Source organism: Pseudochelatococcus sp. B33 (genome assembly GCF_053570585.1).
The window spans coordinates 112,517-137,424 of sequence record NZ_JBSEFH010000016.1; the positions used below are offsets into that span (position 1 = coordinate 112,517).

A 24,908-nucleotide genomic window follows, 5' to 3' on the forward strand; every position below is an offset into this window, starting at 1 on the left:
GAGGGGCACGAGGGCTGGCAATGTCGCGTCTGACGGATCTCATCGCCCGGGCAAAGGCCAGGGACAGTGCCTTGGGAGAAGAGCTTGAGCGGGAGTTCAAGGCGCTGGCGTCGCGGCGGGCCTTTGGTCTGAACTTCGAGCGGCACCGCCCCGAAAGCGTGGAGCTGCCCGGCCGTCCCGTGCGGCGGGGCGACAAGGTGCGTATCCTGCCGCCGCGGGGCTCTGTCCAGCGCGCAGACCAGCGGCTGTGGCGCGTCAAGCGAATTGACAGCAAGGGCAAGGCGCGGATGGCGCTGGTCGAACTGATCGACGCCGAGGCGCCAGAGACTGTGGAGGTCGCGGTCGCCGATCTGGTCGTGGTGGCCGAGTTCCGGGATTACATCTACCCCGGCCTGGTCAGCACCGGGCGGGTGGAGCGCGGCCGCGACAAGCCGTTCCACACGGTGATCAACGGCGAGAACTTCCATGTGCTGGAGGCGCTGACCTACACACATCGTGGCAAGATCGACGCCATCTACATCGACCCTCCCTACAATTCGGGAGCTACCGACTGGAAATACAATAATGCCTATGTTGAGAAGGATGATCTTTATCGGCATTCCAAGTGGTTGGCGATGGTTGAGCGACGAATAATCGTCGCGAAGTCTCTAATGAGATCCGAAAATTCAGTTCTAATAGTAACGATTGATTCTCGCGAGTATCTGCGGCTGGGATTGCTGTTGGAGCAAATTTTTCCAGAAGCACGGATTCAGATGATCTCCACCATCATAAATCCGAAAGGTGTCTCTGTCGTTGGCGGCTTTCGTAGGGCCGACGAGTATATCTTTGTTGTGATGATGGGCGACGCCGCGCCTTGCCGCCTGCCATTGAGCGCCGAATGGTCACCATCTTCGATTGTGAGCGGCAGCTATAGCGCAGATGAACCAGAGACAACTATCGAGGAAACGGACAAGAAGTCACGCGCTGAGCCGGGGTGGACATCAATGATGCGCCGCGGATCAGAAGCCGCAAGGACCGATAGAGCGTCCATGTTCTATCCGATCTACGCCGAACCTAGCAGCCGCAAGATCGTCGAGGTTGGTGAGCCAATCCCCGAGGGAGAGGACCGCGCTCCGGAAAGGGAGGGGCTGGTGGCGATCCTTCCAATCCGCCGCGATGGTTCACAGGGTCGTTGGCAGATATCGGCCGGCGAACTTAAGGACAGGATAAATCAGGGCAGGATCCGGCTCGGTCGCCCAACCGCCTACGGCTTTGTTGTGAATTACCTTCCAGATGGCGCCTACAGAGACGCACTTTCCGAGGGATATGAGTTGGTTGGCAGGGCTGATGATGGCTCGCTGATCGCCTATCGGAAGGAGGATGAGGACAGTCGCATAGCCCCCACTCAGTGGAAAATTGCTTCACACAACGCCTCTGAGCATGGGTCAGGTTTGCTCGAATACTTCGTTCCGAAGAGAAAATTCCCGTTCCCGAAGTCGCTTTATGCCGTCGAAGACGTGCTCCGCTTCTTTGTCAAGGATAAACCCGACGCGACCATCCTCGACTTCTTCGCTGGCTCCGGCACCACCGCCCATGCTGTCATGCGGCTGAACCGTCAGGACGGCGGGCGGCGGCAGTGCATCTCGGTCACCAACAACGAAGTGGCAGCCGACGAGCAGGCGGCCCTGCGCAAGGCGGGCCTGCGCCCCGGTGACGCGGATTGGGAGAAGCTGGGCATCTGCGACTACATCACCAAACCACGCATCGCCGCAGCCATCACCGGCAAGACGCCGGAAGGAGATGACATCAAGGGCGACTACAAATTCACCGATGAGTTCCCGATGGCCGAGGGGTTCAAAGAGAACGCCGAGTTCTTCACGCTGACGTACGAAGCGCCGGTGGCCGTCAGCCACAACCTCGCATTCCAGCGCATCGCGCCGCTGTTGTGGATGCGCGCCGGATCGGAGGGGCGCCGCATCGACGATCTTTCCGGCGCCGGCTGGGACGTGGCCGACACCTACGGTCTGCTCGTCGATCTGGACCGCGCCGCCGCGTTTTGCGACGCGGCCGCCGCCCAGCCGACCCTGCGCATCGCCTACGTCGTGACAGATGACGACCGCCGGTTCCAGGCGGTGGCGCGCGCGCTGCCCGACAGCGTCGAACCGGTGCGGCTCTACGAGTCCTACCTCTCCAATTTCCGCTTTTCGATGGGCCGCTGAGCCATGAAGTTCACACTCAAGGATTATCAGGAAGAAGCCGTTCGGGAGGTTCTGGTGAACCTCAAGAAGGCCTCGCGTCGCTGGCGCGAGGACGGCGACAAGCATGCCTTCTCGCTGACGGCCACCACGGGCGCGGGCAAGACCGTCATGGCGGCGGCCGTGTTCGAAGCGCTGTTCCACGGCGACGACAACTACGACATCGAGCCTGACCCGGGTGCAGTGGTGATCTGGTTCAGCGACGATCCGTCTCTGAACGAGCAGTCACGTTTCCGCCTGCTCGAGGCATCGGACAGACTGTCGATCTCGGACCTTGTGGTGGTGCAAAGCACGTTCCAGCGCGAGGTGCTGGAACCGGGGAAGGTCTATTTCCTGAATACCCAGAAGCTCAGCAAGTCGAGCCTCCTGGTGCGCGGACACGATCCCGATGACGAGGGGATCGAGAAGGACGGGCAGATCCGGCTGATGCCCGACAGTCGCTCTTTCACCATCTGGGACACGATCCAGAACACCATCGATGACCCGGCGCTGACGCTTTACCTCGTGCTCGACGAGGCGCATCGCGGGATGCGCGCCGCGACCGGTGCCGGCGAGAAGACCACCATCGTCAAGCGGCTGATCAACGGCTCGGGACCGGTCCCCGGCATCCCGGTCGTCTGGGGCATCTCGGCCACGGTCGAGCGGTTCAACGCCGCCATGACCGACATGACGGGCCGCGCGACCCTGCCGAACGTGGTGGTGGATTCCGCCAAGGTCCAGGCGTCAGGTCTGCTGAAGGATACGATCATCCTGGACGTGCCGAAGGAGGCGGGGCAGTTCGATACCGTGCTGGTGCGCCGCGGCACAGACAAGCTGAAGGAGATTTCCTCCGCCTGGGAGGCCTATGGCCAGCAGCAGGACGATGCCGGAACAGTGCTGCCCCTTATGGTTCTGCAGGTTCCGAACGCGCCCGATCACAACGACATCGGCCGGGCTCTCGACACCATCTTCACGCAGTGGCCGGACTTGCCCGAGGATGCGGTGGCGCATGTGTTCGGGGAACACTCCACCCAGACCTTCGGCCGCCACACCGTGCCCTACATCTCGCCCGAACGTGTTCAGGAATCGACGTGGGTCCGGATCCTGATCGCGAAGGACGCCATCAGCACGGGTTGGGACTGTCCGCGCGCCGAAGTCATGGTGTCGTTCCGGCCCGCTCGGGACAAGACGCACATCACGCAGCTCCTAGGACGCATGGTGCGTACGCCGCTGGCGCGGCGGATCCCGGGCAATGAACGACTGAACTCGGTCGATTGCCTGCTTCCGTTCTTCGACGAAGCCTCGGTCAAGGACGTCGCCAAGGCGCTGATGTCCGGTGGGGATGGCGGCGACGCCCTGCCGGGTCGCCGCGTGCTGATCAACCCCGTCGAGCTGAAGCCCAATCCTGCGATCCCGGAGGCGGTTTGGGACAAGCTGCTCTCGCTGCCATCCCAATCCCTGCCGAAGCGGCATGCCCGTCCCGTCAAGCGGCTGACTTCGCTGGCGCATGAGCTTGCCGTGGATGGCCTGCTCGATGACGCTGGCAAGGCTGCCCATGCGGAAATGCACAAGGTTCTCGATGGAGCCAGAGCGCGCTACAAGGCGGAAATCGAGACTGCCCGCAAATCGGTCCTGACAGTCGAAGGCAAGAGCCTGAAGGCCGACCTGAAAGGCGGCGGCATGTCGTTCGACGACTTCCTCGAAGAAGCGGACTACGCCGTGATCGAAGACGCATATCGCAGGGCGGGCCGTGCGATCAGTCCGGATCTCGCGACCTCGTACAGCGACTACCTGGCGCGGAGCGAAGGCGATACGGACGACATGGAGGCCGCTCTCATCGATGCGCACGTCACGATTGGCGCTCTGGGATTGGTTCCCGGCATCAGAGAGACACTTGAGGCTGAGGCCGAGAAACTCGCGAACCAATGGCTTACTCGCTTCCGGGTCGACATCAAGAACCTCTCCGACGAGCGTCAGGACGTGTATCGCCAGATCCGGGAGATGAGCGCGAACCCCATGGATGTGGACCTGGCTCGACCGACGTCATGGATGCAGCCGACGACGATCCGGGAGGCGAACGGCTCAGAGACCCCGCTGCCATCGTTCGAGCGGCACATGCTGTGCGATGAGCATGGGATGTTCCCCGAGGACTTCAATTCCTGGGAAGGTGAAGTCGTGAAATCCGAACTCGTGCGGGCGGGAGCCATCGCGTGGTACCGGAACCCGTCGCGCGCCAGCCAGGACTCGCTTGGCATCATTTACGAGGATGGTGGCGAACCAAGGATTGTCAGGCCCGACTTCGTATTTTTCGTTCAGCAGGACGATGGGACCGTCGCCGCCGATATCGTCGATCCGCACGGCATTCAGTTCGGCGACGCGATGCCGAAGCTCAAGGGGCTGGCGCAGTACGCAGAACGCTTCGGCGATCAGTATCGTCGGATCGAGGCCGTTGCGAAGATCGGTGACAAGTTCCGTGTTCTGGACCTGAAGGAAGCCGCGACGCGCGCATCGGTCTCTACCGCGACAACCATCAAGGCTCTGTATGAAAGCGCGGATGCATTCGATTACTTGCCCTAACCATCACAGAGTTCGACGCCAGTTCCTTGCGGCACCGATACGGCTTCCACAACGGTTACGCATGATTTGCGACCCAAAACTCATAATTATCATGACCTTGATCGGCTTAACCGGACCGCGCGCGGTTAACAGGTCTGGAGAATATCGGCCCGGAGAGACCACGTCCGGGCCTGCAGGCGCGGGCAACGGTTAAGAGCCCCTCCCGCATAACCCTCGAAAACAACGGGAAAATCCGGCCGCAGCCGGATCGGGAGAACGCTTTCGCAAGGGCAAGTGGCGGAGAGAGAGGGATTCGAACCCTCGATACGGTTGCCCGTATACACGCGTTCCAGGCGTGCGCCTTCAACCACTCGGCCACCTCTCCCAATCGCCGGCCAACGGCGCAGACGGATGTGCTTTCGAATCGTCATCCGTCCTGCCGTCAGACCACAACCAACCGCGCTGCGGGCACTCAGATTGGGTGCGATCCCAATGCTTGTCCGGCCGCGGCCGCCTCGGCGACCATGGGCTTCTAGCTTACAATCGGCGCTCGTGGCAAGCGCTGTTTTCAGCCAATTCACGGCCGTTTCGATCAATGTTTCCCGGCTGAGGATAGCGGCGGTCCGCCATGCGGGCGCGCCCTTGCCGCCGCCGCCCGATGCCACGCGGTCGGGCAAACCTGTTGCGATTCTCAAGGGAAAGGCCAAAATCCTGAACAGGCCACCAGCCGGCTATGACGCTGGAAACGGTCTCCAGAGCGCTTGTCCGCAGGAGAGAATCAGTTGGCCGATCAGCGTTCGCGCCAGCGTCCCCGATCCATCCGTCACTCGGGGAGCGTCATTTGGCCTGCGCCGGCACGCTGATGGCGCGGTAGGACAGCAGCGTCGAGGGCTCGGCGTTGAAAGCGCTCGACGACGACAGGGCCGTGCCGAGAGGGAGCGTATAGCTGACGTTGCCTGCCGCCGGCTTTGCCGCCAGTTGCTCAACCGCCGAGGTTTGCGTTGGCGCCGGCGATGACGTTTGCGTCGAAGCCTGCACCTGCGCCGGAGCAATCCCAGCGTTGGTTTCCGCTGCCTTGGCGTCCTGCTGCGGCAGGGCAAGGGCCGTTCTTGGCAGCGGCAGGGGGACGACGGATGCCGCGGCCGGCGTCGCCAGCGCGGCGTGGCGCTCCGCTGGCGGGGCGGCCCTGACGGCGGCGGGTTTGTCCGTCGCGGCGCTCGCAACCGTGACGGGCGTTTCCGGCGCGGCGGGTTTGGCGCTGTCCGGCGCGGTGTCGGCATAGGCCAGCACCGGCCCCTCGACGACGCGCGGCGCGTTGCGGCCGACCTTGCGGTAGAAGATGTTACCGCCTGCGACATGCAGGTAGCGCATGTTCGGATATTTGTAGCGGCGGGTCGCAACGTGGAAGAACATGGCGTCGCCGATGCCCGTGTGCCGCTTGCCGGCCAGCAGCTCGTCGGCCACCGCCTCGGCGTGCTGGCGGTCGCGCGGCGACATGGGGCGCGACAGCACGCCCGCCGCGAACTGGCGCTTCTGCCCGACGACGCCGCAAATCGTGCCGGGGTAGCTCGGCGAATTGACGCGGTTCATGACCACGGTGCCGACCGCGAGCAGTCCTTCGCGGCTGGAACGCTGGGATTCGAAATACATCGCCCGCACCAGGCATTCCCGCTCGCTGTTGCTGGCGACAAGCTGCCGGCGCGGCGTCTGAGCGGATGAGGCCGCCTGTTGCGCCGCATCGACCGCCGCCACCCGGCGGCTCGTGCCAGCGACCTTGACGGTTTCGGATTTCGTCGTGCTGGATTTTGTCCTGGCGCTGGATTTCCTGCCGGAATCGGCTTTCGTCTTCGGATCCGCCGCCGCCTGCTGCCCGCCCGCCGGTTTTGCGGTGTCCGCCACTGTCAGCGAACGTTCCGGAGAATAACTGCATCCGCCGAGGATGAGCGCAGTCAGCACCGTGGTGGCAGCCAATGAGGGACGGCAACGCCGGACGAGGTTCATGCAGCAGCCTCTCGTGTTCCGCCGCGACTTGAGCGACACATGCCTGTTAATCAATGTCAAAGCGTATGGCAAGCCCCCGTGCGTTCGTTTTATCGATTGCAATCGGCGGCCCGAGGCCGGACAAAGGGCGATCGGGTATCCGACTCCCAACTCTCTCCGGTAGGGTAAATGACTTCCATAACACAGAAAATCGCACAAGAACTCGGCGTCAGGGACCAGCAGGCGGCAGCGGCGGTCGCGCTGCTCGACGAGGGCGCGACGGTTCCGTTTATCGCCCGCTATCGCAAGGAGATGACGGGCGGGCTGGACGACGCCCAGTTGCGGGCGCTGGAAGAGCGCCTGCGCTACCTGCGCGAGCTGGAGGAACGCCGCGCCACGGTGCTCGCCAGCATCGAGGAGCAGGGCAAGCTCACCGATGCGCTGAGGGCCAGCATCCTGGCCGCCGAGTCCAAGGCGCGCATCGAGGATATCTATCTGCCGTACAAGCCGAAACGGCGCACCAAGGCGCAGATCGCCCGCGAGGCCGGGCTCGCGCCGTTCGCCGAGGCGCTGCTCGCCGATCCTGCCCTGCCGCCGGAGGAGCGGGCCGGGGCCTTCGTCGACGAGGTCAGGGGCGTGGCCTCGGTGCAGGCGGCGCTCGACGGCGCGCGCGCCATCCTGGTCGAGCGATTCGCGGAGGATGCCGATCTCATCGGCGGGCTGCGCGAGGAGATGTGGAAGCAGGGCCGGCTCGTGTCGAAGGTGCGCGAGGGCAAGGGCGCGGAAGGCGCCAAGTTCGCCGACTACTTCGATTTCAGCGAGCCGTTCGCCAAGCTGCCGTCGCACCGGATCCTGGCCCTGTTTCGCGGCGAGAAGGAAGAGGTGCTGAGCCTTGCGTTCGAGCCGGAACCGGAGAGCCTCTCGGCGACGCCCGCGAGCGGGCCGGGTCCCTATGAACTGCGCATCGCGCACCGCTTCGGCATCGGTGATCGCGGCCGGCCCGGCGATGCCTGGCTGCGCGAGACCGTGCGCTGGGCGTGGCGGACGCGCATCCTGGTGTCGCTGGCGCTCGATCTGCGCGGCCGGCTCTGGCAGCAGGCAGAAGACGAGGGCGTGCGCGTGTTCGCGGGCAACCTGCGCGACCTGCTGCTCGCCGCGCCCGCCGGGATGCGCACCACCATGGGCCTCGATCCCGGCTTCCGCACCGGCGTGAAGGTCGCCGTGGTGGACGGCACGGGCAAGGTGGTGGCCACGAGCACCATCTATCCGCACGAGCCGCAGCGCCGGTGGGACGAGGCACTGGCGACGCTCGCGGCGCTTGCCGCCCGCCACAAGGTCGAGCTCGTCGCCATCGGCAACGGCACCGCATCGCGCGAGACGGACAGGCTCGCCGCCGATCTTATGAAGCAATACCCGCAGCTCGGCCTGACGAAAATCGTGGTGTCGGAAGCGGGCGCGTCGGTCTATTCCGCGTCGAGCTATGCGTCGCAGGAATTGCCGGAGCTCGATGTCACGCTGCGCGGCGCGGTCTCCATCGCCCGCCGGCTGCAGGACCCGCTGGCCGAACTCGTCAAGATCGACCCCAAATCCATCGGCGTCGGCCAGTACCAGCACGATCTCGCCGAGGCGAAGCTGTCGCGCTCGCTCGACGCGGTGGTCGAGGACTGCGTGAACGGCGTGGGCGTGGACGTCAACACCGCCTCCGTGCCGCTCCTGGCGCGGGTGTCGGGCGTGGGCGAGGGGCTCGCACGCAACATCGTCGCGCATCGCGACGAGAACGGCCCGTTCCGCAATCGCGGAGCGCTGAAGAAGGTGGCGCGCCTGGGGCCGAAGGCGTTCGAGCAATGCGCCGGGTTCCTGCGCATCCGCGGCGGCGACGATCCGCTCGACGCCTCCGGCGTGCACCCGGAAGCCTATCCGGTGGTGCGGCGCATTCTGGCGGCGGCGAAGAGCGATATCCGCGCCCTCATCGGCGACGCCGCGACGCTGCGCGGCCTCGATCCTGCCCGCTTCACCGATGACACGTTCGGCGTGCCGACCGTCACCGACATCCTGCGCGAGCTGGAAAAGCCCGGCCGCGATCCGCGCCCGGCGTTCAGGACCGCCACATTCAAGGAGGGCGTCGAGAAGATCGGCGATCTCGTGCCCGGCATGGTGATGGAGGGCGTCGTCACCAATGTGGCGGCCTTCGGCGCCTTCGTGGATATCGGCGTGCACCAGGACGGGCTCGTGCACATCTCGGCAATGTCCACCACCTTCGTGAAGGACCCGCGCGACATCGCCAAGCCCGGCGATGTCGTGCGCGTGAAGGTGCTGGAGGTCGATGCGGCGCGCAGGCGCATCGCGCTCACCATGCGGCTTGACGATGCCGTGGGCGCGGGGCGGGAAGGCGCGCAGCCGCGCGGCGCGCGCCGCGACGACCGGCGCGATCAGCAGCGCGCGGCGAAGCCCGGTGCGGGCAGGCGGGAGGAGACGGCTGGATCCGGCTCTGCTCTCGCCGATGCCCTGCGCCGCGCGGGCCTTTCCACTGACGCCGGCGGCCGCCGCGGCGGCAAGGGCCGCGACGGCAACGGTTGAGGTTTCGGCAACGAAAGGGCCGCCATGCTTGCCTTCTTTCATCGTCTGATCAGGCGGATCCTCGTCCTGCTCGTCGTGGTGTTCGTGGCCGCCTTCGTCTGGCGCGGGTGGGACATGCGGCGCGGCCTGCCGCTCGAACCCTGGCACACGGCGGAACTCACAGAGCCCGGCGTGGACGAGATCGACCGTGCCGACTGGGCGCACTACCTGCGCGCGGAGGCGGCGCTGTTCGACAGGATCGAGCGCGACATCGCCTCGGCGATCCACCCGGAGGACCGCACGCATTTCAACCGCTATTCGAGCACCAGCCCGGTCTATCCCCGGCGCTTCGCAACGGATTGGAACCGCTCCTCCGTGCTGCTGCCCGACGGTGAACCCGTGGGGGCCGTGGTGCTGCTGCACGGCCTGACGGATTCGCCCTACAGCCTGCGCCACGTCGGCAGGCTGTATCGTGAAAAGGGATTTGCCGTCGTCTCCATCCGCCTGCCGGGCCACGGCACGGTGCCGGGGTCGCTCAAGGTGACGCGGCTCGACCAATGGCAGGCGGCGGCGCGTCTGGCCGTGCGCGAGGCCCGGCGGCTTGCCGGCGGCGACGCGCCGCTGCACATCGTCGGCTATTCCAACGGCGGCGCGCTGGCGCTCGACTATACGATCGCGGCCGTGTCCGGCGAGGTGCTGGCGCGGCCGGACCGCCTCGTGCTGCTGTCGCCGATGGTCGGCATCACGCCCGCCGCGCGCTTCACCTGGCTTGCGGGGCTGCCGGCGGTCATTCCGGCTTTCGCGCAGTCGGCGTGGCTGTCGATCCTGCCGGAGTTCAATCCCTTCAAGTACAACTCGATGCCGGTGAACGCCGGCCAGCAGTCGTTCGACATGACGCAGAAGGTGCAGTCCGGCCTGCGTCAGCTCGCGGAGGAGGGGCTGCTCGACCGCCTGCCGCCGATCCTCACCTTCCAGTCGGTGTTCGATTTCACCGTCAGCACCTCGGCCGTCCTCACCGAGCTTTATGCGCGCCTGCCCGCCAACGGGTCGGAACTGGTGCTGTTCGACGCGAACCTCAACGTCAACAGCCGCTTCGGCGCGCAGGTCGACGACGCGGCGCGCGATGCCGTGCTCGCCCGGCTGCCCGATGCGCCGCGCCCGTTCCGCACCGTGCTGGTGACCAACCGCACCGACCGCACCGGCGAGGTCATCGCCCGCGTCACCGAGGCGGGCGCGCGGGAGAGCGCCGACGCCGACACCGGCCTCACCTATCCGCCCGATGTCTATTCGCTGTCGCATGTCGCCGTGCCGTTTCCGCTGACGGACGGGCTCTACGGCCTGACGCCCGACCCCGCCGACGATTTCGGCATCCGCACGGGGGTGGTGAACACGCGCGGCGAAGTCAACACCTTCGTGCTCACCCTCGATCCGATCCTGCGCATGACCTCGCGCATGCAGTCGAACCCGTTTTTCCCGCTGATGATCGAACGGATAGAGGCGGGGATCGGCACGGGCGTGAGCCCCCCGAAGCCATGAGCCGGGCCGAGGCTATTCGCAGAATTTTTTCGCCTTCGGCGTCCAGTTGCCGAAGCCGGTGGCCACCATGTTGGCGATGACGCGGCAGATGTAGCGTTTCTGCGCCGGGTTGTTGTCCGGGCCCGCGTGGTAGCGCGCCACGGCCATGGTCCAGTTGCCCTCGCGCCGGCGCAGCTCCTTGAGGAACCGCGCCGCGTAATTCACGTTGGCGCGCGGATCGAGCATCTCCGCCGCCGATGAAAAGTTCTTGTGATGGTAGTGGTGGTTGATCTGCATGCAGCCGAGATCGATCAGCCTGACGCCTTTCGCCCGTTCTTCGTCGAGACGGCGGATGGCGTCCTGCTTGCTGGCGGCGAAATACGCCTTGCCCGCGATGTTCATGGCGTAGGGCTGCAGCGACCCGCGCCGCCCCGTCTCCGTGAGGCCGACGGCGTAGAGGATGTTGACCGGCACCCGGAACTCGCGAGCGGCGCGGATCATCTCGCGTTCGCACGCGTTCCGGGCCGCAGCCGCGGCCTGCGCTCCGCCCGCCACGGCCAGGGCGGCGCCGAACCCGATCACGGCCAATCCGATCGCGGCAAGACAGGGCGTGATGCCGGCAAACCGAGGCAGCGCACGATCGGATTTTCCAGATCGGATCATGCTCTGCAACTCTTTGATTTTGAGCGAATTCTTATCGGTCGGATGGTTCCATCCGACCGGAGAGCGCTCCGGCCCCTACAGATAAATGGCCTGCGGTTCATCGGAGCGCCGCGCCGGCTTGTCGCCATTTCCGCCCTTGACATCCCCCTCCGGCCGGCCGTTGGCGGCGCCATGCCCGGAGCCGCCCCGATCCGGCGAGCGGTCCGGGTCGCCGGCGGCGCTGCCGCCGTCATGACCGGAGAACTCTTGCCCGGAAAACTCTTGCGAGGGAGACTGGCCGGAGCCGTTGCCGGCCGCCGTCTGGGCCGGGGCCTGATGCAGCGCCTGCGGCCGTGCAAACTCGATGGAGGCGACCTCCGCCTTGTAGCCGGCGCGCCGCAGGGCCTCGATCAGCCCTTCCCGATCCTGCTGCAGCACCTCGACGGATTGTTGCCGGTCAGCGGTGAGGCGCAGTTCGAGGACGCCGCCGACGATGCGCAGCCGCGCGGTCACGAGGCCGAGTTCCTCGGGCTGCAATTGCAGGTGCAGGATGCGGACAGGGCCGCCGCTCTGGTGTGGCGCCTGCGGGAGGGGTGCGCCCGCAGCGGTCAGCTCCCGCGCTTGGGCGACGATCTGGGCGACGATCTGGTCGGCGAGGCGCACGAGCGCCCCGGTGTCGGGCGAGACGGCACTGTCCGGGACGGCCTGGGCGCCGGTGCCCGTCGCTGCGGTGGGCAAGAGGCTGCGCGCCGTTTCCTCCCGCGTCCTGCTTCCGGCGAATCCGGCCTCCGCTCTTGCGTCTTTGGCCTCGGCGCGGCTCGGATGGGGCGCACGCGTGGCGGCGGCTTCCTCGGCCAGTGCAGCCGCTCCGGGGGCGGTGGCCGCCTTGAGATCGGATGCCCCGGCCTGCGCCACTGCCGCCTCTCCGGCCTTTGCCCCGGCGCGGGTCGGGTGCGGCTGCCCTGTAGCGGCGGCTTCATCGGCGATTGGGACGGTGACCGCCTTGAGATCGACTGCTCTCGCCTGCGCCGTGCTCGCGTTTTTGGTGCCAGCGCCGGCCGGGTGTGGCTGTCGCGCGACGGCTTCGCCGGCGATCGCCGCCGCTCTGGCGATGCGGCCGGCCGTCGGATCGTCAGGGGCCGAAACCGCCATGTCGGCCGCGGGGCGGCCATTCGGACTGCCGGGCGAGCCGACGTTCACCGGCGCGAAATGCGTCTCGCGGCCGATCACGACGATACGCGCGGCCTGCGGGCGCTGGCCGGCCTCCGCGTCGGTATTCCGTGCATGTGACGGTTGCGGCAGGACATCGCGCCGCAGCGGCGTCGCCGATTGCGGCTCCTGCGCCGCGCTTGCGGCCTGCGCCGGCGGCGTGCCGATGCCGAGCAGCCGCGTCAGGTCGTCCGCCGCCTCGACCCCGTCCTTTTGCGGCGCGTCAGCCACGACGCGCTCCGCGTGCCCCTCGTCGGCCGGCTCTCCTTCCGGCCCGGCTGCCTCGCCAGCAGCGGGCTTGCGCGTGGCCGGCCCGTCGACCGCGGACCTGGGGCCGCCGCCCTTGCCGGCATCGGCCCCCTTCGACGTCGCGCCGTCCGGTCCGGCCTTGCCGTCGGCGGGCTCGCGCGCGACCGATTCGTAGATCAGGGAGAAGGCGCCGCCATCCTCGCCCGCGTCGGCCGTTTTGGACTTCGCGCCCGCCGGCGCCGGGCCATTCATCGTGGAAGCGACGTCAATCGCGCTCATGAACCAGTTCCCTCTTCGATCAATTTATCGCTGTCGCCGATCAGTTGCCTGACGCGCGATACCGTCGCGCTCAGCGCCGGCGCCGCTTCGAACCCCGGCTCCAGCGCGGGCGCCCCCGCTGCCTGCGCCCCGTCCGCAGGGGCGGATGCGGCGATCTGCGCCGCAGGAATCCCGGCGGCGACCGGCAGTTCGCGAATGCGCGTGGCGAGATAGAGCGCGGAATCCAGCAGGCCGATGTCGTCCGCCGGCAGCCGCCCGCGGTCGATCGACTTCAGGATCGTCTGGCCCTCGATGAAATCCTTTTCGTTGATGACGATGGCCGCGGCGTAATAGAGGTTCGCCCGCTCGAACGCCGAACCGTTCTTCGGCGCGATCTCCAGGGCCCGGCGGGCGCCGAGCACGGCCATGCGCGTCTTGCCCTGGGTGATCGCCTGCTTGGCGAGGATCAGGTTGATGTTGACCTGGGACGGCTCGTCCAGCTCCTTCAGCAGATCGGTGAGCCACTTTTCCTCCTCGGGCGTGCCCGACATGTCGAGCCGCACCAGCGCGGCGGAGAACCGCTGATGGAAATCGCCCGCGTAGACGGATCTGGAATAGCGTTGCAGATAGTGCTTGGCGAGACTCTTGAACTTGTCGTTGAGGCCGAGCTGGCCGGCCAGGAACACCTCGCGGCGCAGCGCGCCCTCGTCGACCAGCGTGCCGGGCAGCAGCAGGCGGCTGAGATCGAGCAGCCGTATCGCCCTCTCCGGCGCGGACCGCGCGTAAAGCGCCGATTGCACCAGCGCGATGCGCCCGTTGATGCCCGGAGCGAGCGTGCGCGGGTCGACGTCGCCGAGGTAGTGCCGCGCATCCTCCTCGTCGCCCTCGACATAGGCGAGGACGCCCTTGAGGATGTCGGGCTCGATGGCGGGTGCGGGATTGAGCCGGACGAGCTTGCGCAGGATCGCGGGCGACCCGCCGCTGAGGGCGAACGAGACGGCCGCGCGTGCGTTCCGGGGGTCCTGCCACACCTCGGCGGGCGCCACCATCAACTGCTGCTCGATCTGCGACAGCAGCGGCGACTGCAGCGCCAGCGCCTCGCGCGAGCCGTGAGCGGTGCGATCCTGAATCGCCTGCAAGGTGCGGACGAGCCGGTAGGGCTCGTTCGCGGACCGCCAGGCCGGCCCCGATGCCTCGCTCTCACTCCCGGTGGCGGCGGTTTCCGGGGACGGGTCCTCCTCGGCATGGGCCGCGGAGGAGACGGGCGCGAGGGGCGCCGCGCAGAGCAGGCCGCCGAGCGCCAGCACGGCCGGCAGGAGCCGCCATGGCGCGCCGGCGGCGATCGTTTTGGTGGCCGGTTGCCGGGGGTGGCGCGCCGTCATCCGCTCTTCTCCCTCAGCAGGATTTCGATGCGCCGGTTCTCGGCCGCGCGGGTGTCCTGGGCGTTGCGGGGCCGCCGGTCGGCGTAGCCCTCTATCCGCTCGACCCGGTTCTGGTCGAGGCCGCCGCGGATCAGCATGTAGGACGCCATGTGCGCGCGTGCCGACGACAGCCGCCAGTTGTCGTAGTTGTCGGACTTGAACGGCAGCGAGTCGGTATGGCCGCGCACGACGATGGTGCCGGGGCGCTCGGCGAGCATGCTGCCGATGCGGGCGAGGGCGCGCACCACCTCGGGTTTCGGTTCGGCGGAGCCGATCGCGAACATGCTGAACGCCTCGGCGTCGGTGAGGCTGATCAGGATGCCCTCGCCTGTGCGCTCCACGTCGACCGCCGGCGCGGCGGACGAGGGGCTTTCGTCCTTCAGCGCGTCGGCGACGCCTTCCCTGAGCGCGGAAATCTCGCGCGCCTGCTCCTGTTCCGCGGGATCGATGAGGTCGGCGAACGGGGCGGGCTCGGTGTTGTCCGCGCGCTCTCCCGTTCCGCCCGAGGTGCCGGCCTGGGGCTGGCCGTCCTGCGAGACGGCGGACGGCTGGCCTTCAGGCGCGAGCCGCCAGTACGCCGGGTCGAACGGATCGCGGACGGTGGACGTACGCGGGGAGCCGCGCTCCGTCGCGATCTCCGCCGTGGCGGCAAGCGTCCTGTCGGCGGGCTTGTCGTCATCGGCGAGCTTGGCGAGGATCGCGTAGGGATCCATGAACAGGACGCTTTCGGGAAAACGCGGCTTGGCCGCATGGGCGGCATCGCCGGTCATCTTCAGGCTCGCGCCGGTGTTGGCGGTCTCGGTTTGCGTCGGCGTGATCGCCTTTTCGCCCTCGGTGTCGTCCTTCGGCGGGGTCTCCTGCGGCTCCTCGACGCCCTTGCGGGTCGGCGAGATGTCGGCCAGCTTGATGGGGTTGAAGTAGTTGGCGACGGACACGCGTTGCTCCTTGTCCGTGACGTTGAGCAGCCACATGATGAGGAAGAAGGCCATCAGCGCCGTCATGAAGTCGGCATAGGCGATCTTCCATATGCCGTGTGCCCCGTGATCCTCGGGTTCCCGGTTGCGCCGCTGGATAAGGATCAGTTCCTGCTCGATCTTGTCCATTCCGCACACTCATTCCCGATGCCGCGGGCCCAACGCCCTGAGCCCTTGCGCTATTGCAGGCCGAGGGCGTTTTCGATGCGCCGGTTCCAGACGGCGAGCTGGGTGGCGCAGACGATGTCGCCGGCAACCACCCGGATGTCCGTCGATTCGCAGACGGTGAAGACGATCTGTCCGCCGCGTTCGGGCGCGCTGTCCGCGATGGCGTCGCGGATCTTCCCGATCAGGTCGCCCGGCCCGGAGACCTCGATACGCGCCTCGTCCGTCTCGCCGAGCAGGGAGAGCACCGTGTCGCGCAACTCGCCGAGGGCCTTGTCGCGCACGGCGTCCTTCAGGAACGGAGCGAAAATCCGCACCATGGACTGCGACAGGCTCTCCTCCAGATCGGAGAGCGCCGCGACGATCTGCTCCGCCAGCCGCGACGCTTCGGTCTCCACCCATTCGGCGCGCTCTTTCCGGCGCTGCTCCTCGTGCGCCTTGCGCTCCTCGGTGATGGCGGCGGCGAGCGCCGTCCTGGCCTTCTCCGCCTCTTCGGCGCGCACCTTGTCGCCGTGTTCCTTGAGCAGCGCGTCGACATCCACCGGCGGCGTGGGCTTGACGAGCGGGCTGATGAAGCCCGGCTCGTCGACGAGCTTGATGTGCCGCACCACCGACTTGAGCGTATCCCCCGCGGATTTCAGCTTGCCTTCCTTCGCCTTGGGCGCGGCGGCGGCCTTCGCCTTCGGCGCGCCGGGGACGCTCCTGAACGTGGCGGTCGTGGGCGGGGAATGATCCTCGATGGCCTTCGGCGCGTCGCCGGAGCCGAAGTCGGGCAGGCAGGTGGCAAGAGGCGTGTTCATTACGCGGCATTCTCACGATATAGCCATTCACGCAGAATGGCGGCGGCTCTTTCCTCGTCCAGGGCGATGACCTGTTCGAGACGTTTCTGGGCTGTGGGCGCCATCTTGCCGGTGAGGTCCCCGATCAGGTTCGGTTCGCCATCGGCCTCGGACACGCCCGGCGTCGACAGGTCGGATGTCAGCAATGCCTCGGGGGCGGCAGCGCCGCTTTCGAGCGCCAGCACCGATTCCGTGGCGGTTTCCTCCTCGGGGCGGGCGAGTATGGCGTTCACCGCCGGACGCAGGCCGAACCAGATCAGCAGCAGCGACACCACCAGAATGGTCGCGGCGTTGATCACGTTGCCCATCTGGCGCAGCAGCAGCTCCATGATGGACAGCGGCGGCACCGGCTCGAGCAGGCGCCCATCCTCGGGAAAATCGACGGCCAGCACCTTGATGGTGTCGCCCCGGTCCTCGGAATATCCGGCGGCGGAGCGGGTCAGTTCCTCGATCTCGGTCACCTGCCGGTCGATCGCTTCGGCGGGCGCATCCTCGCCGATGAGCTGGCGGATGCGCGCCCGGTTGATCAGCACCGCCACCGACATGTTCTCGACCGAATAGCCGTCGCGCACCGTCTGGATCGTCTTGGTCGAGATCTCGTAGTTGGTGATGTCCTCGCGCCGATTCGCCTCGGAACTGGACGAATCGCCGCCGCCGGCGTTGGGCGCTTCCTGCGGAATGTTCTGCTGAACGGTGGTCGGCGTCTGCTGGTTGGCGTTCTGCGACGTTTCCGTCTCGCGCACGGCCCGCGTCGATCGCTCCACGCGCGAGTCCGGATCGAAGATCGTCTCCTGCGTGTTCATCTTGTCGGTGTTGAGCCGCACGGCGATGCTCACCTCGAAGTTGTCGAGGCCCAGGAACGGCGAGAGCGAACGCCTGACGTTCTCCTGCAGATCGCGGGCGATCGCCTTCTCCAGCGCGTTGGCCTGCCCGGTCATCGCCCCCGTGCGGCCGTCGCCCGAGGCGAGCAGGACGCCGTCCGTGTTGAGCACCGACACGCGTTCCACGCTCATGCCCGGAATGGCCGAGGCGACGAGATGGCGAATCGCCTGCGCGGAACCGGTGTCGTCCGCCGGCTCGGTGCGGATGACGACGGAAGCGGACGCGGGCTGCTGGTCGCGGCGGAAGGAGCCCCGGTCCGGCAGCACGATGTGCACGCGGGCCGCCTTCACGCCCTTGATGGATTGGACCGTGCGGGCGATCTCGCCCTCGAGCGCGCGCACGCGCGTGACTTCCTGCATGAAGGAGGTGAGGCCGAGCGAGCCGAGGTCGTTGAACAGCTCGTATCCCGAACTCGCGCTCTGCGGCAGGCCCTTGCTGGCGAGCAGCATGCGCGCACTGGCCGTGTTGCCGTGGGAGACGTAGACGCTGGTGCCGTCGGCGCTGACGTCGAAGGGGATGTCGCCGTCGCGCAGCGCCGCGCCGATGCGCGTCACGTCGTCGCGGCTGAGGCCCGTGTAGAGGACCTCCATTTCCGGCCGGCTGAGGTAATAGGCGCCGAGCGCCACCGCGAAGAAGACGGTGAGCCCGACCACGGCAAGCGCAGCAAGGCGGCGCGCACCGAGATCCCGGATATTGCCCCAAAGTTTCTCCGCGTGCTCTCGGCCGGTCATTGCCAATCCATACTAACCATACGCATAAACAGTTCGGCGGGTATCGATCGTCGATCCGCCGGCTCCCGCCCCTGAACCCGGCGCGGCGGTGACTTCCGGACGTGTTAATCAATCTGGCATGTCAAACTTGTCTGGGGATTGCTTTTCGCGGAGTGACTGGGGCACCATGCGCGGGCTTCTCCACATATGTCCTGCTTCTCTATAGCGGCGTCGCGCCGCGAGCCGGCCGTGCGCCTGATGCTGGGCGCGCGCAGGCGCGGCGGCAGATTCAGGATGCCAACCTGGCCGAATGGGATTATTCTGGATTTATGAAGTGGTGGTCAGACAGTTTCCGGACGCGCGCCGGTGCAGCCTCGCGGGCAGTCGCGCCGCGGCGCGGTCGCCTGCGGGCGGTGGCTGCGTTGCTGGCGTTGGCGCTCGCGGCGGCTTTTCCGTTTGGTCCGGGCCATGAGTCGGGTCGCGCGTGGGCGGCGTCCGCACGCGGCGATGCGCCGGACAATCTCTACGAGCGTCTCGCCGGGGCGCAGGACGAACGCGAGGCCCGGCGCATCGAGGTGGCCATCACCCGCACGTGGCTGCGCTCCGGCAGCCCGACGGCCGATCTTCTCGCCAGCCGCGCGCATGCGGCGCTGGGACTCGAGGACGTGCCGCTGGCGATCGAGCTGCTCGACAGGGCCATCGCCCTCGCGCCCGACTGGGCGGAGGCCTACGCCCGGCGCGGGCAGATATTCGCCGCCATCGGCGACGACGAGCGGGCGGTGGCCGATTTCAATCAGGTTCTCGCCTACAATGAGCGCCACTTCGTCGTGCTGGCGACGCTCGCCGGCATTTTCGACCGGACCGGCGTCCGGCAGGGCGCGCTGACCCTCTACGAGCGCGCCCTGGCGATCAACCCGCACATGCAGGAGGTCCGCCGGGCACGCGACAGGCTGCGCCTGCTCGTGGAGGGGCAGCCGCTCTGATGCCGGGCGCGCCGGTGCGGCCGCGCACTCACAGGCCGTAGGTCTTCAGCGCCTCGGCGATTTCGTCCAGCGAGCGCGGGTCCTCGATGGTGGCGGGCAGCGACCACGGCTCGTGGTCGGCGATCTTCTTCATGGTGCCGCGCAGGATCTTGCCCGAGCGTGTTTTCGGCAGGCGGCCCACCGTGATCGCGAGGCGGAACGCCGCCACGGGGCCGATCTGGTCGCGCACGCGGGCGATGAGCTGCTTTTCGATGTCGGCGGGGTTGTCGGCAACGCCGCTCTTCAGCACCACGAAGCCGCAGGGCACCTCGCCCTTGAGCGCATCGGCGATGCCGATGACGGCGCATTCCGCCACCGCGGGATGCCCGGCCAGCACCTCCTCCATGCCGCCCGTGGACAGGCGGTGGCCGGCGACGTTGATGATGTCGTCGGTGCGGCCCATGATGAAAACATAGCCGTCCTTGTCCCGGAAGCCGGCGTCCGACGTCTTGTACGCGCCGGGAAACTCGGAGAGATAGCCTTCACGGAACCGCTCGTCGTTCTTCCACAGCGTTGGCAGGCAGCCGGGAGGCAGCGGCAGCCTGACGACGATCGAGCCCATCGTCTCGGCCGGCACCTCCTTGTTGCCCTCGTCGACGATGCGCACGTCATAGCCGGGCATCGGCACCGTGGACGAGCCGGCCTTCACCGGCAGCACCCCGAGCCCCACCGGGTTGCCGGCGATGGCCCAGCCGGTTTCCGTCTGCCACCAGTGGTCGACCACCGGAATTTTGAGCGTTTCCTGCGCCCATTTCACGGTGTCGGGATCCGCCCGCTCGCCGGCCAGGAACAGCGTGCGCAGGCTGGAAATGTCGTACTGCGGCAGCAGCTTGCTGTCCGGGTCCTCCTTGCGGATGGCGCGCACGGCGGTCGGCGCGGTGAACAGCGCCGAGACCTTGTATTCGGCGATGACGCGCCAGAACGCGCCGGCGTCCGGCGTGCCCACCGGCTTGCCCTCGTAGACGATCGTGGCCGCGCCGTAGATCAGCGGGCCGTAGACGATGTAGCTGTGGCCGACGACCCAGCCGATGTCGGAGGCAGCCCAGAACACCTCGCCGGGCTTCACGTCGTAGAAATGCCGCATCGTCCACGCCAGCGCCACCAGATAGCCGCCGGTATCGCGCACGACGCCCTTGGGCTTGCCCGTGGTGCCCGACGTATAGAGGATGTAGAGCGGATCGGTCGCCTTCACCGGCACGGGCGGGACGATGCGGCCGGCGTTGCGCGCCTTTTCCACCGCCTGCGCCCAGTCGTGGTCGCACCCCGCGACGAGATCGGCTTTCGCCTGCGGACGCTGGAGCACCAGCGTCGCGGCGTCGGAGCCGGCAAGCCGCAGCGCCTCGTCGAGCAGGGGCTTGTACGCTACCACGCGCGAGGGTTCGACGCCGCAGGAGGCCGTCAGGATCAGCTTGGGTTCGGTGTCCTCGATGCGGGTGGCGAGCTCGGGCGCGGCGAAGCCGCCGAACACGACCGAATGGATCGCGCCGAGCCGCGCCGCCGCCAGCATGCCGATCACCGCCTCGGGGATCATCGGCATGTAGATGACGACGCGATCGCCCTTGCCGACGCCGAGATCGGCGATGACCGCCGCGAGCGCCTGCACCTCCGCCAGCAGGCCGTTATAGGAAATGGTGCGCTTCGATCCCGTCACCGGGCTGTCGTAGATGATCGCCGGCTGCTCGCCGCGCCCTGCTTCGACATGGCGGTCGACGGCGTTGTAGGCGGCGTTCAGCGCCGCATCGGGGAACCAGTGGCCGTAGACGCCCGCCTGCGGGTCGAAAACCGTCCGCGGCGGCTGCACCCAGGAGACCGCCTCCGCCGCCTGCCGCCAAAATCCCTCGGGATCCGCGCGCCACTGCTCATAGACCGCGTGATAGGTGGAAGGCGTTGCGGCAGTGTCTTTCGAACTCGTCGTTTCCGATTGCGTCGTTTCCGATTGCGTCATGGCGCTTCCCCCGTGCCCTGATCGTGGATGTCTCGTGCGTGAGCGCGTTCCGATCGGACGGAATCGTCTGATCGACAAGAATTCGCTCAAGATCAAAGAGTTGGAGCATGTCAGCGTTTCCGTGACATGATGACATGCTCTCCAGCGCATTCCGGCCGATCGGAAAGCGCCCTGGCGCGGCGGGCAAAGAACCGGAATTGTTGCTGCCACGCTCTCTATCTTGTTTTCGCATCGATTTATCCGAACCGAAGGTCCGCAAAGCGAAAAGTGCGGACACTCTTCCGTTCGATGCGTCAGGCGGAACGTAGAAGCATGAAAATTGTCGCGCAAGACCTCAACGATTACGACTTTGGTTGATTATGGGCCTCACGGCGCAACAAATGAACGTAAAAATACGCCTTCCAGCAATTATATTACATAGCCCGATATGAACGGCAAAATGCCCCTGCCGCCGCGACAAAGGTATCGCGACGGGAAGGGCCGACTGGCTGTATTTGAAGGTATCAGTTCAGTTTTTGCCCAGAACGTTGGCGGTTGATACGCTCGATTTCATCTTTCAGTTGAAGTTTCCGTCGTTTCAGTTCGCTTATTTCCTCACTGCTAACGGCTGGTCTGGCGAGATGCAGTTTTATTTCTCTTTCAAGAGCCTCGCGCCGACGCTCCAATTCAACGAGATGACCTTCAATGGACATCGATAGACCTCCATGTCGATGACCTACGTCGCAATCCTGACATAAATTGCCGTGACGTCAAACGCTAATCCGACGAAGGGAGTAGAAAAATTGTCGCGGCCTCGGACGGGGCCATGTGGTATTTCCCCTGTCGATCGCCATCATATTGACACATGAGAGGTTTTCTTGATTGTACGGCCAAGAGAGAGCTTGCAGGCGGAAAGGCTCACCGGCATAGTGTTCCGGACCGTCCGGAAGCCGGTATGCATGCTCGACGGGCGGCGCTCAATTCAACCAGCGGCGCAGGGCGTGGGCTCCCTTGGGGGCCCGCTTTGCCTCGCATTTAGCGGCATCCGGGCAGTGCCGGGGTGATGATGGCATTCGATCTGGACACTGAACAACGGGCGGCCCTCATCGCCGAGCTCGAACGGCTGCGGCAGGAACATCGGGAACTCGACGCGCAGGTCGCCGCGCTCGAGGCGGAGGGCGTGGCCCAGCAGCTTCAGGTGCAGCGCCTGAAGAAGCGCAAGCTCGTACTCAAGGATCGCATCGCCTATCTCGACGACCAGCTCACGCCCGACATCATTGCCTGATCGAAACGCGGCGATTGAAACGTATCGTCTTGGCGCGTACCATCCCGCCCGGCTGTTCCGGTTTTCTGGCGGGAGATTCAATGGCGATTATCGATGGACCACGGCTGCTGCCACGGTCGGGCAAGGCACGCCAGCTCGTCGTTTTTCTGCACGGCTACGGCGCCAACGGCGACGACCTGATCGAGATCGGCCGCGAGTGGCAGGCGTGGCTGCCGGAGGCGGCCTTCGTCGCCCCCCACGCGCCCGAGGCGTGCCCGGCGTCGGGTCTGGGCCGGCAATGGTTCGCGCTGACCTTTCGCGATCCGGGCGAGCGCTGGCGGGGCGTCAACCATGCCGGGCCGGCCCTCGACGCCTTTCTCGACGCCGAGCTCGGACGCTACGGGCTAGAGGCGGACAGGCTGGCGCTGGTGGGTTTCAGCCAGGGCACGATGATGGCGCTGCACGTCGGGCTGCGGCGCCAGGCAGCGCCTGCGGCGATCGTCGGCTATTCGGGCATGCTGGTGACGCCGCCCGCGGGCGGCGAGGATCCTGCCCCGCTTGCCGGGGGGGACGCGCCGCGGGTTCTGCTGGTCCACGGCGACGCCGACGAGGTCATCCCGGTCGACAGCCTGTTCTATTCCGCCGAGGCGCTGGCGAATGCCGGCATCGCCACCCAGTGGCATCTGTCGCTCAGGGTCGGTCACGGCATCGATCGCGGCGGCCTGCGCCATGGCGGCCTGTTCCTGACGTCCGCCTTCGGCCTGCCTTATCCCGCATCGGCGTGAGCCCCGGAAGCGGCTGCCGCTTTCGGAAAGACGATGCGCCACCGCCCCAGCAAACGGCATCGTCTGATCGATAAGAACTCGCTCAAAATCAAGCACTGAGAGCATGTCATCCGTTTCCGTGACATGATGACATGCTCTGATGCTGCGGGAATGCGCCCGTCATGCTCAGGCGCCGCCGCGCACCTCGGCAGCGGCGCGCACCAGCAGTTCCTCCATCTCGCGGCGGATCTGGTGGTCGGACTGCTGCACGCCGGCGGCGTCGAAATCGGTACGGACCTTGCGGAACACGTCTTCGTCGCCCGGCTCCTCGAAATCCGAGAGAACGACGGAACGGGCGTATTCCTCGGCTTGCGTACCGGTCTTGCCGAGCTTTTCCGCCGCCCACAGGCCGAGCAGTTTGTTACGGCGGGCGACAGCCTTGAAGCGCAGCTCCTCGTCGATGGCGAACTTTGCCTCTTCCGCCTTCTGACGATCGTTAAATGAAGTCATCGGTCGTGCTCCCCGTACAAATGCGGTCTGAACTGATCATGTCGATATAATGCCCGGCGAAAGCGAAGGCTAGTGCCGATGTCGGGAACCGGCACGGCCAATCGCGTCTCCTCTGCTGCAGAAGACCACAAGATGCGCGTATCGCATATGACAAAGAACATTTTCCGGTCCATTCCGCCGCCGAGAGGCGGCGCTTGCCGTTGCGCACTATAAGTTATATGTATGCACTTTGGATGCACCGGGTACGGACGGCTGCCGGCGGCGCGACGCCATCCGGCTGTCGTTGTGCTTTGGTGTGCGATCGGATAGGTTGAGCGCGGGGTGAAGCGGCGTCGTATGGTCAATCCGCGGATGTCGTTACCTCGTTCGTTCGAGCCGCGGATCGTTCAGTTACGGAGCCACGGCACCCTGATGGATTTCCTCAAGACACGGTACACGCCGATGAATCGCCGCCGTCGTATTTACGAGGGTAAGGCCAAGGTCCTCTATGAGGGGCCGGAGCCGGGAACCCTGATTCAGCATTTCAAGGACGACGCGACCGCTTTCAATGCCAAAAAGCATGAAGTGATCGATGGCAAGGGAGTACTCAACAACCGCATTTCCGAGTACATCTTCCAGAACCTCAACGACATCGGCGTGCCGACGCACTTCATCAAGCGTCTCAACATGCGCGAGCAGCTCATCCGCGAGGTGGAGATCATCCCGCTCGAGGTGGTGGTGCGCAACGTCGCGGCCGGCTCGCTGTCGACGCGGCTCGGCATTGAGGAGGGCACGCAGCTGCCCCGCTCGATCATCGAATTCTACTACAAGAACGACGCCCTGAACGACCCCATGGTGTCGGAAGAGCACATCACCGCCTTCGGCTGGGCCACGCCGCAGGAGATCGACGACATCATGGCGCTCGCCATCCGCGTCAACGATTTCCTGACCGGCCTGTTCCTCGGCATCGGCATCCGGCTCGTCGACTTCAAGATGGAGACCGGCCGGCTGTGGGAGGGCGACCTGATGCGCATCGTCGTCGCCGACGAGATCTCGCCCGATTCGTGCAGGCTTTGGGACGTGAAGTCCTCCGACAAGCTCGACAAGGACCGCTTCCGCCGCGACATGGGCGGGCTCGTCGAGGCCTACTCCGAAGTGGCGCGCCGGCTCGGGATCCTCGGCGAGAGCGAGAACCCGGTGCGGGGCGAGACGCCGCGCGTGGTCGAGTAGACGCCGCCGGCTGGTTGCGCCGGTTGCGAAGGTGGTTGATATCTTC

Annotated in this window: 18 protein-coding genes and 1 tRNA gene; 8 read left to right on the top strand and 11 right to left on the bottom strand. The window is 66.4% G+C overall.

Annotated elements, in window-relative coordinates:
* The first annotated feature begins 20 nt into the window (after positions 1-20).
* Together ACUSIJ_RS18420 and ACUSIJ_RS18425 are read left to right on the top strand one after the other, a co-directional pair.
* Entirely contained in the window at positions 21-2,198 is a 2,178-nt protein-coding gene (locus tag ACUSIJ_RS18420) for a site-specific DNA-methyltransferase (protein ID WP_449309866.1), read from the top strand.
* Between the two features lie 3 nt (positions 2,199-2,201).
* Positions 2,202-4,790 (top strand): DEAD/DEAH box helicase, encoded by a 2,589-nt coding sequence (locus tag ACUSIJ_RS18425; RefSeq protein ID WP_449309867.1) that lies wholly within the window; start codon positions 2,202-2,204, stop codon positions 4,788-4,790.
* A gap of 274 nt (positions 4,791-5,064) precedes the next feature.
* Here the strand turns inward: ACUSIJ_RS18425 and ACUSIJ_RS18430 are convergent.
* Together ACUSIJ_RS18430 and ACUSIJ_RS18435 are read right to left on the bottom strand one after the other, a co-directional pair.
* A tRNA-Ser gene (locus ACUSIJ_RS18430) sits at positions 5,065-5,154 on the bottom strand.
* Between the two features lie 452 nt (positions 5,155-5,606).
* Positions 5,607-6,770, bottom strand: coding sequence for a cell wall hydrolase (locus tag ACUSIJ_RS18435; protein WP_449309868.1), 1,164 nt, complete (start codon positions 6,768-6,770; stop codon positions 5,607-5,609).
* A 168-nt stretch (positions 6,771-6,938) separates the two neighbouring features.
* Here ACUSIJ_RS18435 and ACUSIJ_RS18440 point away from each other — a divergent pair, with 168 nt between their 5' ends.
* Entirely contained in the window at positions 6,939-9,326 is a 2,388-nt protein-coding gene (locus tag ACUSIJ_RS18440; RefSeq protein WP_449309869.1) for a Tex family protein, read from the top strand.
* Positions 9,327-9,350: 24 nt separating this feature from the next.
* A complete protein-coding gene (locus ACUSIJ_RS18445) occupies positions 9,351-10,841 on the top strand; it encodes an alpha/beta hydrolase (RefSeq protein ID WP_449309870.1) in 1,491 nt (496 codons plus the stop codon).
* Positions 10,842-10,853: 12 nt separating this feature from the next.
* Here ACUSIJ_RS18445 and ACUSIJ_RS18450 read toward each other — a convergent pair whose 3' ends face one another.
* The 6 genes from ACUSIJ_RS18450 to fliF all read right to left on the bottom strand — a co-directional run bounded on the left by ACUSIJ_RS18450 (position 10,854) and on the right by fliF (position 18,190).
* The gene (locus ACUSIJ_RS18450; protein ID WP_449309900.1) at positions 10,854-11,321 is read right to left on the bottom strand and encodes a transglycosylase SLT domain-containing protein; all 468 of its coding nucleotides are present in this window, start codon (positions 11,319-11,321) and stop codon (positions 10,854-10,856) included.
* A 237-nt stretch (positions 11,322-11,558) separates the two neighbouring features.
* Positions 11,559-13,199, bottom strand: coding sequence for a flagellar hook-length control protein FliK (gene fliK, locus ACUSIJ_RS18455; RefSeq protein ID WP_449309871.1), 1,641 nt, complete (start codon positions 13,197-13,199; stop codon positions 11,559-11,561).
* Positions 13,196-14,560 carry a chemotaxis protein MotC gene (locus ACUSIJ_RS18460; RefSeq protein WP_449309872.1) on the bottom strand — a complete coding sequence of 455 codons (1,365 nt, stop codon included), beginning with the start codon at positions 14,558-14,560 and terminating at the stop codon, positions 13,196-13,198. The genes fliK and ACUSIJ_RS18460 overlap by 4 nt, the downstream gene beginning before the upstream one ends.
* Positions 14,557-15,702 carry a flagellar motor protein MotB gene (locus ACUSIJ_RS18465; protein WP_449309873.1) on the bottom strand — a complete coding sequence of 382 codons (1,146 nt, stop codon included), beginning with the start codon at positions 15,700-15,702 and terminating at the stop codon, positions 14,557-14,559. The genes ACUSIJ_RS18460 and ACUSIJ_RS18465 overlap by 4 nt, the downstream gene beginning before the upstream one ends.
* Before the next feature lie 50 nt (positions 15,703-15,752).
* A complete protein-coding gene (locus ACUSIJ_RS18470) occupies positions 15,753-16,538 on the bottom strand; it encodes a hypothetical protein (RefSeq protein ID WP_449309874.1) in 786 nt (261 codons plus the stop codon).
* A complete protein-coding gene (gene fliF / locus ACUSIJ_RS18475) occupies positions 16,538-18,190 on the bottom strand; it encodes a flagellar basal-body MS-ring/collar protein FliF (protein WP_449309875.1) in 1,653 nt (550 codons plus the stop codon). Before fliF ends, ACUSIJ_RS18470 begins: the two co-directional genes overlap by 1 nt.
* A 308-nt stretch (positions 18,191-18,498) precedes the next feature.
* Here fliF and ACUSIJ_RS18480 point away from each other — a divergent pair, with 308 nt between their 5' ends.
* The gene (locus ACUSIJ_RS18480) at positions 18,499-19,152 is read left to right on the top strand and encodes a tetratricopeptide repeat protein (protein WP_449309876.1); all 654 of its coding nucleotides are present in this window, start codon (positions 18,499-18,501) and stop codon (positions 19,150-19,152) included.
* A 28-nt stretch (positions 19,153-19,180) separates the two neighbouring features.
* Here ACUSIJ_RS18480 and ACUSIJ_RS18485 read toward each other — a convergent pair whose 3' ends face one another.
* Positions 19,181-21,136, bottom strand: a complete 1,956-nt coding sequence (locus tag ACUSIJ_RS18485; protein WP_449309877.1) for a propionyl-CoA synthetase — start codon at positions 21,134-21,136, stop codon at positions 19,181-19,183.
* A gap of 503 nt (positions 21,137-21,639) precedes the next feature.
* Positions 21,640-21,828 carry a DUF465 domain-containing protein gene (locus tag ACUSIJ_RS18490; RefSeq protein ID WP_449309878.1) on the bottom strand — a complete coding sequence of 63 codons (189 nt, stop codon included), beginning with the start codon at positions 21,826-21,828 and terminating at the stop codon, positions 21,640-21,642.
* A gap of 353 nt (positions 21,829-22,181) precedes the next feature.
* Here ACUSIJ_RS18490 and ACUSIJ_RS18495 point away from each other — a divergent pair, with 353 nt between their 5' ends.
* Together ACUSIJ_RS18495 and ACUSIJ_RS18500 are read left to right on the top strand one after the other, a co-directional pair.
* Complete coding sequence (locus tag ACUSIJ_RS18495) at positions 22,182-22,400, top strand: YdcH family protein (RefSeq protein ID WP_449309901.1); 219 nt, start codon at positions 22,182-22,184, stop codon at positions 22,398-22,400.
* 80 nt (positions 22,401-22,480) lie between these two features.
* Complete coding sequence (locus ACUSIJ_RS18500; RefSeq protein WP_449309879.1) at positions 22,481-23,164, top strand: alpha/beta hydrolase; 684 nt, start codon at positions 22,481-22,483, stop codon at positions 23,162-23,164.
* A gap of 165 nt (positions 23,165-23,329) precedes the next feature.
* Here ACUSIJ_RS18500 and ACUSIJ_RS18505 read toward each other — a convergent pair whose 3' ends face one another.
* On the bottom strand, positions 23,330-23,653 hold the full coding sequence (locus tag ACUSIJ_RS18505; RefSeq protein WP_449309880.1) for a DUF1476 domain-containing protein: 324 nt from the start codon (positions 23,651-23,653) through the stop codon (positions 23,330-23,332).
* A 411-nt stretch (positions 23,654-24,064) separates the two neighbouring features.
* Between ACUSIJ_RS18505 and purC the strand changes: the two genes are divergently transcribed.
* Positions 24,065-24,862 carry a phosphoribosylaminoimidazolesuccinocarboxamide synthase gene (gene purC / locus ACUSIJ_RS18510; RefSeq protein WP_449309902.1) on the top strand — a complete coding sequence of 266 codons (798 nt, stop codon included), beginning with the start codon at positions 24,065-24,067 and terminating at the stop codon, positions 24,860-24,862.
* Positions 24,863-24,908 lie beyond the last annotated feature (46 nt).

Excerpts from the sequence above, each read along its gene's own strand:
- ACUSIJ_RS18420 (WP_449309866.1), top strand. The coding sequence starts at position 21 with ATGTCGCGTCTGACGGATCTCATCGCCCGGGCAAAGGCCAGGGACAGT.
- ACUSIJ_RS18425 (WP_449309867.1), top strand. The coding sequence starts at position 2,202 with ATGAAGTTCACACTCAAGGATTATCAGGAAGAAGCCGTTCGGGAGGTT.
- ACUSIJ_RS18435 (WP_449309868.1), bottom strand. The coding sequence starts at position 6,770 with ATGAACCTCGTCCGGCGTTGCCGTCCCTCATTGGCTGCCACCACGGTG.
- ACUSIJ_RS18440 (WP_449309869.1), top strand. The coding sequence starts at position 6,939 with ATGACTTCCATAACACAGAAAATCGCACAAGAACTCGGCGTCAGGGAC.
- ACUSIJ_RS18445 (WP_449309870.1), top strand. The coding sequence starts at position 9,351 with ATGCTTGCCTTCTTTCATCGTCTGATCAGGCGGATCCTCGTCCTGCTC.
- ACUSIJ_RS18450 (WP_449309900.1), bottom strand. The coding sequence starts at position 11,321 with ATGATCCGCGCCGCTCGCGAGTTCCGGGTGCCGGTCAACATCCTCTAC.
- fliK (WP_449309871.1), bottom strand. The coding sequence starts at position 13,199 with ATGAGCGCGATTGACGTCGCTTCCACGATGAATGGCCCGGCGCCGGCG.
- ACUSIJ_RS18460 (WP_449309872.1), bottom strand. The coding sequence starts at position 14,560 with ATGACGGCGCGCCACCCCCGGCAACCGGCCACCAAAACGATCGCCGCC.
- ACUSIJ_RS18465 (WP_449309873.1), bottom strand. The coding sequence starts at position 15,702 with ATGGACAAGATCGAGCAGGAACTGATCCTTATCCAGCGGCGCAACCGG.
- ACUSIJ_RS18470 (WP_449309874.1), bottom strand. The coding sequence starts at position 16,538 with ATGAACACGCCTCTTGCCACCTGCCTGCCCGACTTCGGCTCCGGCGAC.
- fliF (WP_449309875.1), bottom strand. The coding sequence starts at position 18,190 with ATGACCGGCCGAGAGCACGCGGAGAAACTTTGGGGCAATATCCGGGAT.
- ACUSIJ_RS18480 (WP_449309876.1), top strand. The coding sequence starts at position 18,499 with ATGAAGTGGTGGTCAGACAGTTTCCGGACGCGCGCCGGTGCAGCCTCG.
- ACUSIJ_RS18485 (WP_449309877.1), bottom strand. The coding sequence starts at position 21,136 with ATGACGCAATCGGAAACGACGCAATCGGAAACGACGAGTTCGAAAGAC.
- ACUSIJ_RS18490 (WP_449309878.1), bottom strand. The coding sequence starts at position 21,828 with ATGTCCATTGAAGGTCATCTCGTTGAATTGGAGCGTCGGCGCGAGGCT.
- ACUSIJ_RS18495 (WP_449309901.1), top strand. The coding sequence starts at position 22,182 with ATGGCATTCGATCTGGACACTGAACAACGGGCGGCCCTCATCGCCGAG.
- ACUSIJ_RS18500 (WP_449309879.1), top strand. The coding sequence starts at position 22,481 with ATGGCGATTATCGATGGACCACGGCTGCTGCCACGGTCGGGCAAGGCA.
- ACUSIJ_RS18505 (WP_449309880.1), bottom strand. The coding sequence starts at position 23,653 with ATGACTTCATTTAACGATCGTCAGAAGGCGGAAGAGGCAAAGTTCGCC.
- purC (WP_449309902.1), top strand. The coding sequence starts at position 24,065 with ATGGATTTCCTCAAGACACGGTACACGCCGATGAATCGCCGCCGTCGT.